The 11,787-nt window shown below is 47.5% G+C and carries 7 protein-coding genes; 5 read left to right on the top strand and 2 right to left on the bottom strand.

Features of this window, described 5'->3' with window-relative positions:
- A partial coding sequence (locus tag GC096_RS16135) for a helix-turn-helix transcriptional regulator (RefSeq protein WP_171631573.1) occupies positions 1-320 on the bottom strand: 320 nt, incomplete at its 3' end.
- Positions 321-419: 99 nt separating this feature from the next.
- Here GC096_RS16135 and GC096_RS16130 point away from each other — a divergent pair.
- Positions 420-1,364: an alpha/beta fold hydrolase gene (locus GC096_RS16130; RefSeq protein WP_171631572.1), complete on the top strand. Its 945-nt coding sequence runs from the start codon at positions 420-422 to the stop codon at positions 1,362-1,364.
- A 271-nt stretch (positions 1,365-1,635) separates the two neighbouring features.
- Here the strand turns inward: GC096_RS16130 and GC096_RS16125 are convergent, their stop codons facing one another.
- Positions 1,636-2,172 (bottom strand): adenylate/guanylate cyclase domain-containing protein, encoded by a 537-nt coding sequence (locus GC096_RS16125; RefSeq protein ID WP_171631571.1) that lies wholly within the window; start codon positions 2,170-2,172, stop codon positions 1,636-1,638.
- On the opposite strand from GC096_RS16125, the gene GC096_RS16120 reads away from it, so the two are divergent.
- The 4 genes from GC096_RS16120 to GC096_RS39340 all read left to right on the top strand — a co-directional run bounded on the left by GC096_RS16120 (position 2,171) and on the right by GC096_RS39340 (position 11,643).
- Positions 2,171-3,772: an S-layer homology domain-containing protein gene (locus GC096_RS16120; protein WP_171631570.1), complete on the top strand. Its 1,602-nt coding sequence runs from the start codon at positions 2,171-2,173 to the stop codon at positions 3,770-3,772. The two genes, GC096_RS16125 and GC096_RS16120, sit on opposite strands and share 2 nt — an antisense overlap.
- A 217-nt stretch (positions 3,773-3,989) precedes the next feature.
- Entirely contained in the window at positions 3,990-4,238 is a 249-nt protein-coding gene (locus GC096_RS16115) for an EVE domain-containing protein (RefSeq protein ID WP_171631569.1), read from the top strand.
- A gap of 222 nt (positions 4,239-4,460) precedes the next feature.
- Entirely contained in the window at positions 4,461-8,969 is a 4,509-nt protein-coding gene (locus tag GC096_RS16110; RefSeq protein WP_171631568.1) for an S-layer homology domain-containing protein, read from the top strand.
- A 640-nt stretch (positions 8,970-9,609) separates the two neighbouring features.
- Complete coding sequence (locus tag GC096_RS39340) at positions 9,610-11,643, top strand: sensor histidine kinase (RefSeq protein WP_171631567.1); 2,034 nt, start codon at positions 9,610-9,612, stop codon at positions 11,641-11,643.
- The last annotated feature ends 144 nt before the right edge of the window (positions 11,644-11,787 follow it).

Genomic DNA, 11,787 nt, shown 5'->3' with positions numbered 1-11,787 from the left:
ATTGCCTCTATTTTTTTTATCGTTCTTTCCACATCTTCAGTAAAGAGGAGTTGTTCCAATCCGCCGAGCGCAGCCAATATATTCTGTAAATCGGAGCTGCTTAGAAGGCGTTTATCGACCTTGTATTCGTCCATTATGGCGTAGCCGCCTTTGACTCCAGTGACAGAGTAGATCGGGATGTTCGCTAAGTTCAATGTTTCCATATCGCGAAGGATCGTTCTTTTGGAGACATTGAATAGTTGTGAGAATTTCGTTGTAGAAACAATTTCTTTTCTCAGCAATACCATGATAATCGAAATGAGTCTCTCCACTTTGTTCATAATTGCCCTCTTATTTTACATGATTTCAGAAAGGTGACACTATGATGTCACCTTTTATTCAGTATACTACAGGTATCACAAGAAGGAGGTTTTAATTTAATGTTTAATCCAACCGATTTTCCCAAGCCCACCCTTATTTCAGTTAACGGTGTAGAACTTGAAGTGTTTGAAGCAGGCCGAGAAAACGCAGGCAAACCTATTGTACTCTGCCACGGCTGGCCAGAGCATGCCTATTCATGGCGCCATCAGATGGATGCACTTGCCGCAGCGGGCTACCATGTCATCGTCCCCAACCAGCGAGGTTACGGCAACTCATCCCGTCCGACCGAAGTAACAGACTATGACATTGAACACTTGTCGGGTGACCTCATCGCGCTTCTCGATCACTATGGATACGAGGACGCTACCTTTGTAGGTCATGACTGGGGTGCATTCGTCGTTTGGGGACTGACCTTGTTGCATCCCAACCGCGTCAATAAAGTGGTAAATCTGAGCTTGCCTTACCAAGAGCGCGGAGAAAAACCCTGGATCGAGTTCATGGAAGAAATACTTGGCGGCGATTTCTATTTCGTCCATTTCAATCGACAGCCAGGTGTCGCGGACGCCGTATTCGAAGACAATACATACAGGTTTCTTCGTAACCTGTACCGGAAGAACGAACCTCTCAGAGCACCTGAGCCAGGTATGGCGTTGATCAACCTCGCCAGAGCAGAAACACCCCTCGGTGAGCCCGTAATGAGCGAAAGCGAGCTGGCCGTTTACGTCTCCGCTTTTGAAACATCAGGGTTCACGGGCAGCATAAATTGGTACAGGAATCTTGACCGCAACTGGCGCTTATTGGCGCAAGCGAACCCAATCATCCAGCAGCCGACCCTCATGATCTACGGCGACCGGGATATGGTTGCGAAGTCCGAAAACCTTACAAAGTTCGTGCCCAATGTGGAAGTGGTCAATCTGGATTGCGGTCATTGGATCCAGGAAGAAAAGCCGCAGGAAACAAATCAAACGATTTTGAGATGGCTGGAACAGAAGGATGCCACCTAGTCGGTTTTGACATGGAGTTCTCATAACATTCACGTGGATAAACATTCTATGTAAAAGCAACTGGTAGATCCCTAGTTGAAGTTTTGTTAATAGAATCGGGAAAGTGAAAAGGCACTCGAGCGAGGGTGTCTTTTTCGCCGTAGGGTAGGTTAAGCTTAACCGTATCACAAGCAACGGAGAAAATCTTTTTTAGGGAAACTCGGTGAGTACTAAGAAATTCTTATAATTGCTGATGTGTACTACTACTCCTAATGAAACCGACTGGGTTACATTACAACGGAACAGCGTAGGCAACAACGGGTTGGTCAATACCCTTCAGGTTATAAGTATGGGGTTCCAAATGTGGGTAATCGGCTTTGATGCAGTGATAGGCATCGTCTGATATCAAGGTTTCCCCATTTTGGGCTGCGCCTTGAATTCGGGAAGCTTTATTGACAACAGACCCAATAATCGTGAAATCCTTATAAGCTGTGCCAAATTCGCCTATAGAGGCCGTACCTGTATGGATGCCAATTCCGATTTTGACCGGGGCGTCCACGCCTGATATAGCTGAAAATTCGGACTGCATATCTCTGCATTTTCTTTGGATCTCTATGGCGGCCATGACGGCCTGGTGGACGTGATCGTGCCGCTCCAAGGGGAAATTAAATATAGAAAGCACCGCGTCACCGATCATTTTATTAATAATGCCATCTCTCTTCCAAATCGCCGGCGCGCATTCATCATAAAATTTCTCTAACAACCGTGCAATATCAGCTGGATCGGCATGTTCCGATAGACGGGTATACCCCCTCAAGTCGGCAAACATGACGGTGGCCGGAATTTCGATCTGTTTGGCAGTCCAGACGGTTCATTCTGCAACACCGATACTGTTAACGCCGGGCACACCCGTATCCATTGAAGTTCCCTTAGGCATAGCGGATGCCAATGTTGCCGTCACACCGGTAGCGGTGGGGTCAAACAAAGAAGCGACTCTGCCGCTGGTAGACGTTAAAGCGGCTACTTCATTAGGCAATGTGAGCGTTGTAATCCCGGAAGGAACGAAAATTACGGCTCCCGCGAGTTGGGACGGGACAATTAAACTACCGGTCGTACAGAGCACTAGCAGCGTATCGGTCAATAATGCAGACGTGAACGCCGTCATTGAAGTAGGCTCCTCTGACGTATCATTAACCTTCGATCATGCGGTGCGTTTGTTAATCCCGAACATGGGGGGGAAATCGGTCGGGTTTGTAATCGGCGGCGTGTTTATGCCAATTACAAGCACGATTTCAGCTGACACCCAAGCTGCGGCAGACAGTGAAATAGCAACCAGTGGTGAGGCAAAGATCACCGTTGGCAGCGACATTGTCATTTGGACGAAGCACTTCACGAAATTTGTGGTCTATACGCCAGTTACGACTACACCGGCTACACCTCCTACTGCTGGCGGTGGCGGAGGAAGCGCTCCGTCCGATCGTTTTACGATAGACGCATACTCCAGTGCCGAGTTCACTCTTGGCAACGTTAAGTTTTCCATTCCAGAAGGGGCTACGGACAAAACCATTCAAGTAACCGTGGATAAATTGGCCGACATCTCAAAATTGCCTAAAGATGTTTCCCTTCAGTGGCTTGGGGATGTTTACGATATAAAGAAAAACAGCGATGGCGAATTTATAAAGCCGGTTACGATAGTTCTTGCCTTCGACAAGTCGAAGCTAGACTTCAATAAGAGTAAAGCAGCAGTCTACTGGCTGAATGAACAAACAAACAAATGGGTAGTACTGGACAATGTGAAGGTCGATCAAGCTAGCGGCACCGTATCCGGTTCTGTCACCCATTTCGGGAAGTTCGCTGTGCTCGTTTCAGAACGAGTTCAGCCCCCCTTACCGTCGACAAGCGAAACGAACTTGACTGATATCAAGGGCCACTGGGCGGAAGCCAGCATTCGAGATTTGGTTCAAACAGGGGCAATCAACGGATACCCGGATATGGCCTTTAAACCGAATGACTCTATTACAAGAGCTGAGTTCGTCTCCATCTTGGTAAAGGCTCTCAGGTTGACAGCACCGGATAGCAGAGCCTTTAACGATACAACCGATCATTGGGCTAAGGATTCGATCAGTACGGCCGCAGCTTTGGGGATTGTTTCCGGTTTTGAAGATCATACCTTCCGTCCGAACGATCTGATTACTCGTGAGCAAATGGCAGTGATTGTATTCCGCGCGTTGAGGCTGGATGTTTCAAGTAAGTCCGTCAGCTTTTTGGACAATTCGGCTGTTTCCAGTTGGGCAACGGAAGCTATAGCTTCTGCAGCCGAAAACGGGTTAATTAACGGTTATGAGGATGGTACTTTTAGAGCAAAAATCAATACCACTCGCGCAGAGGCTGCTGTCGTCATTTTTAAAGCGATAGCCCTTCAGAAATAAGGTCATAGAATGGCACCCAATTGGGTGCTTTTCTATTTCTCTGAAAGGCGGATTCAAGATTGTTGCGTTTACCCTAAATGGTTAGTAATGTTAAGGTGAACCGTATCACAAATGACGGCGAAAAATCTGGGTGTTGAGTATATGCTGGAGTGTAAAACGAAAGTGAGATATGAAGAGTTTGAGCTCCTATAGCCTTCGACTGTAGGGGTCTTTGCTTTTGGGAAAAATCGACGAATTTTCCCCATTTTCCCAAGGATATCAGATGTCCGAATCGTTTGTGCCGTTTCGCAGAAAAATCCGCTATATTTCATGCCGGGAGGTACAGATTAGAGATCTATTAGAGCAGCTTAGCTTCACTCGCGGGAAGCGAAATTTAGGGTATTCCTTTCGCTATGATCAATTTGAGATCGGTCGGGAGGACTTTCTGGCGATTGCGAGTGCGATGCTGAGCAATGAGCAGATATAAAACTTCTTTTAAAATAGTCGGAAGAGACTGCGAGCTTTACGCAGTCTCTTTTTTGCATCTCTTAATCTACTCTTAAACTGAAGCTGATACTATTCGCATAGTGCCCCTATTATGTCTGACGGGCACATTATGATTGTGGAGGACGAAAGCATAAGATCTATTTAAATATTTGAATTATATTAATTGTTATTTTCTATTTTATATAACAAAGGAGAGATAGGAGTGCATAATATTTTGGGAATGGTAAAACAGAAAAAGATATTCACGGTCGTCCTCGCTTTGGCAGTATTCATCAACGTTTATTCGGGCGTCGCTAAAGCTCAGGGTACGGCCACATTGAAGATTTCAGCAAATTCCATGGATTCAACTTATGGGGAGGATGTAACCTTTAACGTCACTGCACTCGATCCGGTAATCGGTGGAATGACCCCCAGCGGGACAATCACCTTCAGGGATGGTAATCAGGACCTTACGACAGTTGGATTAACTACGGCTGAACCAGTGATTACGACAACGAACTGTGGCTCTGCTTGTCCCGTTATTCAATGGGGGGCATACACCTACCGGGCTTACAGTTTTGGGGATAATCGCATTGCGATGAACATTGTTACTTACGACGCTTCCGGCAATATTGTTAACCAACTGGAAAAGGCAGGAGCGCGTTATTTATCGAACATTACGATGGATGCTGCTACTCAGACTTTCACCTTCTGGGGTCAAGATGACATGACGATTACGGTGGGATGGGGAGAGCTCCTAAGCGCCTCGTCCAGCGCCAGCTTTAAGACATCCGCTCTGGCGATCGGTATGCACGCCATTACCGCTGCCTTTCCAGGGGACGACGCTCATGCCGCAAGCGAAGCGACCACTACGTTTACCGTACACCCTAGGTATACCGTGGTGTATAACGGCAACAGCAGCACTGGAGGAGAGGTGCCCGCTAACAGCGGCTCATATAAGGGCATTAAGGTGTCGATTTCTGGCAACAACGGAAATCTGGTGAAGACAGGCTACACTTTCGCAGGCTGGAACACGCAGGAGGATGGACATGGAGTGGATTATAAAGCAGACGCTGAAGGCGTGATCACGTCCGATGTGACGCTGTATGCGCAATGGACAAAAGTTTTAGAGGTTGGAATGGGTACGGAAAGTGATCCTTATCAGATTAAAACCGTTGAGGAGTTTGATACGGTCAGGAATTATTTGGATCCAGGTCTGTACTTCAAGCTGACGGCAGATATTGATTTGAGCAGCTATGGCCAAGGATGGTTACCGATTGGGGGTTCTAGCGGCCGATTTCAGGGGCATATGGACGGCAATGGACACAAGATCACAGGCTTGACGATTAATAGACCTAATGATAATTTTTCAGGGTTGTTTGGTTATATAGACTATGATGCAAGTGTTTCCAATATGATTCTGGAAAATGTAAATGTTACAGGCAAACAATATGTAGGCGGCTTGGTAGGCCGTATCGATGGCGGTGAGATAAGCAACAGCTATGTATCAGGAAGTGTAACAGGAACAAGCGCCAGTGTAGGCGGTTTGATTGGCTACAATTACTATGGAACGGTTAGTAACAGCTTCTCAAAAGCAATTGTAACAGGAAGCAGTACCAATGTAGGCGGTTTGGTTGGAGCCAATTTCGGAGAGATCAGCTACGGCTATGCAGCAGGAAACGTAAAAGGAACCGGCACCAATGTAGGTGGCTTGATTGGTACCAACAGCGGAACGATCAGCTACAGCTATGCAGCAGGAAGTGTAACGGGAAGCGGCACCAAAGTAGGCGGTTTGATTGGCAACAATAGTAGTGGAACGATCAGCTACAGCTTCTACGACTCGGGTACAACAGGTCAATCAGATACAGGCAAAGGCGTTGGCCGATCGACCACGGAGATGAAGACGCAAAGCACTTATGCAGATTCAAACTGGGACTTCACAAGCATTTGGGGGATAAGTCCATCGCGCAATAACGGTTATCCCTACTTGCAGGCGATACAAAAATATGTGACTTACGATGGGAACGGAAACACAGGCGGGAGTGCGCCGACTGACAACAATTCGTACTCGCAAGGCGTAACAGTCAACGTTTATAGCAATGCAGTAAATGTAGTCAAGGCGCACTACACGTTTGCAAGTTGGAATACACAAGCGGATGGAACCGGTACAGATTATGCGCCAGGCGCTGCGTTCAACATGGGTTCTACCGATGTCACATTGTATGTGAAGTGGATTTTGAACCCGAAATTCACGGTAACGTATAGCGGTAACGGCAGTACGGGAGGAAGTGTACCGACCGACAGTGGCTCGTATGAGCAAGGCGTTGCGGTGTCCGTATCCGGCAACAATGGGAATCTGGTGAAGACGCACTATACGTTTGCAGGTTGGAATACGCAAGCGGATGGAAGTGGGACAGATTATGCGGCAGACGCCGTATTCAATATGGGTTCGTCGGCTGTGACGCTGTATGCGAAGTGGATATTGAATCCGACATACACGGTGACGTATAACGGCAACAGCAGTACGGGAGGAAGCGTGCCAACCAATAGCGGCTCTTATGAGCAGGGAGTTACGGTGGCGGTATCAGGCAACAACGGAAATCTGGTGAAGACAGACTATACATTTGCAGGTTGGAATACAGCGGCAGACGGTAGCGGCATAAGCTACACCGATGGTGTAAATCTCCTTATAGGCACGCAGAATGTCACTTTGTATGCACAATGGCTGTCAGCGAACACCTTATTATCCGGCTTGTCATTGGATCAAGAGACGCTCGATTTTTCACCAACACAAACGAAATATGTGGTAAATGTGGTGAATTCAGTTTCGAACCTCAACCTTTTCGTGAGCAAAGGGGATCCTACTCAATCCCTAACAGTAACAGGAGCAAATTATAATTCGGTAACGGGTAATGTGTATACGTACAATGCTTCAAGCTTAGTTGTAGGACCTAACCCTATTCAGATTACAGTGACATCGCAAGACGGCTCACACACGACATACGTGGTCACAATTACCCGACTCGGTATCATGGGAGAGCCAATGCAATTAAACCCTTCGGTCCGTACGCTTACGTACCCGGGTGGGCTCGTAATTAAGCTGCCGGACGGACTGGTGATTCCCGAAGGAGCGACATTGACAGTACTAGATTCGAACGCCGCGCCATCCGAGGAGGTTAAACTCACTAGATCCGGACAAGTGATTGATTTCCAATTTGAAGGCATGACGATCACTCAACCTGTACAGATTACACTCGGGTATGACCAAAGTTCAGATCGGAGTAAAATTGCTGTTTATTATTACAACGTGTCTACTGGCAAGTGGGAATATAATCCTTCCCAAGTAACGGACAACGGCATCGAGACGACAGTCAGCCATTTCTCCACATACGGAGTGCTGGCGGACACGACCGCACCGGACCAGGTAACAATCACATCGGGCGCAAAAACGACAAACTCGATTACACTTCATCTTGCTGCGAACGATGATTCGGGTGTGGCCAAATATATGATTTACCGTGACGGGACGCTCATTGTGGAAACGGCTGAAAGTACGTATGTCGATACCGGACTTTCTGCTTCGAAGCAGTATATTTATACGGCTAAGGCTGTTGATATGTTGGGAAACATTTCGAATGCCAGCGAAAGCATGTCAGTTGCAACGAACGGTAATGGCGGCTCAAACACACCTACTGGTGGCTCAAACACACCTACTGGTGGCTCATACACGCCAACTCCGCCAACGAGTGACCCCAAGGTCACCTCTACAGATGGTCATTTAACGCTTCCCGCAGGCAAAGCGGGAGAGGTTAGCCAAGGCGATGAGATCAAGATCGTCATTCCTGCTAACGCTACAGGCAAAGAGTTAAAATTAACGATCGATAAAGTCTCGGATGTACAGACGTTGATTACAAATAAGGATATTCTGCTTAGCTCGATATTCGAAATTCTAAAAAGCTTCGTGGAGAACTTCGACAAATCTGTCACGCTCTCTTTCAAATTTGATCTAAATAGCTTGAAGGGCAATGAGAAGGCGGTCGTCTTCTATTATGACGAAGTGAAGAAGGAATGGGTGAAGGTCGGCGGCACTGTGAGCGGCAATAACATTACCGTAGAGGTTAATCACTTCACCAAATACGCTGTATTTGCGGTAGCCAATGCTGCCCCTCCGACAACGGACGGATTAACGAAAGTGAGCTTCAGCGATATTGCCGCACATTGGGCGGAAGCCAGTATTAAGCAAGCGGTAAGCGCGGGCATCGTTATGGGCTATCTGGATAATACGTTCAAGCCGGGTCGCACCGTGACGCGCGCGGAATTTGCGGTCATGCTGATGAATGCGCTCAAACCGCAAGGAGATGGAGCGGCGCTGACGTTCACCGACAAGGAGAAGATTGGCTCCTGGGCGCAGAAATCCATCGCGCAGGCAGTGTACGCGGGTATTATTAGTGGTTATGAGGACGGCTCCTTCCGCCCGAATGCGGAAATCACTCGTGCAGAAATGGCTGCGATGATTGCAAAGGCCTTGGGCCTGACTGGCGGAACAACTGAGACACCTGGCTTTGCAGATGATAAAGACATTCCGGACTGGGCGAAAGGCGCTGTGGCCACTATAAAAAATCTGGGTATTATTGAAGGCAAAGGCGCGACACAATTCGCTCCTGGAGATAAAATGACAAGAGCAGAGGCGGTAACGGTGCTCTTAAAAATGCTGGAACAAAAAAGCAAGTAAAGAATCTAGACCAAGGCTGTTTTGAAGTCAAATTCAAAGCAGCCTTGTTTTGTAGAACCGATAACCCGGATTCCCCGCAGCCGAGAGGGATAACCCGGACTGCCTTGGCAATCGACAGCGATGTTGCCTGCTCGGGAGCCTCCTCCAAGGTAAAATCATGAGGTCGGAATCGGTAGAAAGACGCTGTAGTGGACTATTTATTTTGGAAAATAATGTAAAACAAATGTACAGGCAAAACGCTATGCCGACCACAACATGGTTACTGTACAGATTGTTTGGGAGCTAGCGGCAAGTTTTTTTGGAAAATCTCGCAGCAGGCTTGGAAAGTCGCTTTGCCGGGCATAGGTTCAGGATGGGCCACGCTTGAAGGAAAAGTTGGCGCAAACAGGCTTCTGCGGCTTTTTTGAGGTTACAAACCGATGCGGTATCCGGAGGGGGATTTCTGCCTGCGGAAAGTAAAAGCTCCCTCCTCCGTTTTGACTGTAGGAGCCAGTCTAAAAAATGCCAATTGCAAAATCCATTCTTCAACTGTATCAATATGATCATAATGAACCTCCCAGCTATGTGGATTTGAATGCAGAGACAGGTTAAACTGAGGACAACAAGCCTAGGATGTGCCAAAGGAGACAAGATCAATATTGTGAGCCAATCGAATAGATTACACATCATAAGGCTTATCCTTGTGCTGCTTACCGCTGGCCTCATTCTTCAAGCTAACCCGGTGCAGGCAAGCTCGCATGAGGATCAAAATCAGGCATCGAGGATCGCTTGGGAAGCCTACTATTTCGGAAATATGACTAAGGGACAGTTGCCTTCCGAATGGCAACCATTCTCCCAGATGGATTCGGATCGGAATGGCGCTCATCCAGGCAACGAGCTTTGGCTAAAAGCTAATCTTTCAAAAAAAGGGATTTCACCGGGGCAGCTTCTGGTTTATTCCTATCTAGTTAAGGATTTTGAGATTACCTTATTTCTGGACGGCCAGCCTGTCTTCAAGTCAGAGAAGCTCCTACCATCGGGATTTATTTCTTGGAGAATCATTTCGTATGAGAATATAACGGGTCATGAAGATCAAGTACTGGTGGCTCGCATTTCCCCTCATCAAAATTTGGAAGGTTTCGAGGTATGGTCGGGAACCTCATCGTCTTTAGCGCTTAAGCTGCTGCGAACGGAAGCGCCGATGTGGGCTGGGGCAATTGTGCTATCGCTGTTAAGCGCGGTATCTTTACTATTGTATTTTTTTAATCGCAGCCAAACGCTTTTTATTTATTTTGCCGTTTTTTTCGCGAGTTTTGCTATAGATTTAACCGTCATGTGGGGAGGCTGGCAGTTTGCTTTTCGATCAGAAGCTCTATGGGTCTGGGGATCGCTCATTCACTTTAATTGGTATATCGGATATGCCAGCGGGATTTTGATCACGTATGCGATTGTTGGTGGTAAAGGCAGCAAGTGGATTCGTAATCTTGGTTACGCGGTGTTAGTCTATGCCTTTGTTGCGGTTGCGGGTTGGCTGTTGTTCGGTGAACAAGCGCAGCTGCTATTTTATCGGCTTTTTTACGATTATGTTTCGACATGTCTGTTACTTGTATTAATAGTTGTCCTTTTTCTTGCTCTTAAACGGCGAAGAAATTCGGAAATCATGGTGTTTGCAATCGGAAATGCCTTTTTTGTTGGAGGGCTTGTACTTGGTCGGGCGGTGAGCGGGCAATTCGGACTCTTTCCTACGACGCGGACCTTGTTGACGTCGCATCACGCGCTTGCCCAGATCAGCTGGACCTTTCTTGGCTTCGGCGGGGTAGTCATCTGTTTTGGGATAATCATGGGCATGCGGCTTATGCGTATGGCACAGTTACGTTCAACGAACAAGGAGCTGGCGAAGGTAAATGGCGAGCTCATAATAGCCAATGAAAAACTATCCCACATCGATCAGATTCGCAGCAATATGTATTCCGAAGTGAGTCATGAGCTCAACACGCCGATTACAGCAATTAAAGGGTATGTCCAGTTAATGCTGAATGGTACGATTCCGGCGGGAGAAACCCGCTATCTTCAGGTCATTCGTGATAAATCGCTGGTGATGGAGCGGATGATCGACGATATGCTGGAAATCGTCCGGCTTGAAAATAAACATATTCAGTTCGAATACGAGCTTGTTCCGTTTGGGGCTTTATTCGCAAGGCTGTGTTCGAAGGTGCAGATGGACATGCTGGAGCAGGGCTTTACCTTCTCCTGGGTTCCGATGCCGGAGCCTTATTGGCCTGATCGATTTACGGCCATTTACGCCGATCCGATGCGCGTGGAGCAAGTGTTTGCTAACTTGCTGTCGAATGCGCGGAAGTTTACAGCTCCGGGAGGTACGATTCGCGTCGAGGCGACAATGGAGGAACTCGGGGCTCAGCCTTCAGCCATTACCATTCGGATAATCGACAGTGGGAGCGGGATAGAAGAGGGGGAGCGGGAGTCTATTTTCGAGCGCTATTACCGGGGGAAAGGCGCTAAGACAGGAGCGATTACGGGAACGGGGCTGGGACTGCCGATATGTCGAGAAATTATGAACGCTCATGGCGGCGCGGTCGGACTTGAACGTTCATCTACTCAAGGAAGCACGTTTTATATCCGTTTTCCGTTGCGTTATGCACATGTAAGGGAGATGGAGCCGGAGGAGACCACGTAAGGGCAGGAGCCTCCTTTTTTCATTTTCTTTATCTACTCTTAAACTGGTGTAGCTAGGATGTAAATTGTGCTGCGTCATTTTCAGAGGGAATACCACAATAAAAGTCGGATGAAGTCGATATCGGAATGAAAGGTAGGTGCTTAA

It is taken from the genome of Paenibacillus plantarum (genome assembly GCF_013141695.1).
GTDB classification, from domain to species: Bacteria; Bacillota; Bacilli; order Paenibacillales; family NBRC-103111; genus Paenibacillus_E; species Paenibacillus_E plantarum.
This window is presented reverse-complemented; position numbering and strand designations above follow the sequence as displayed.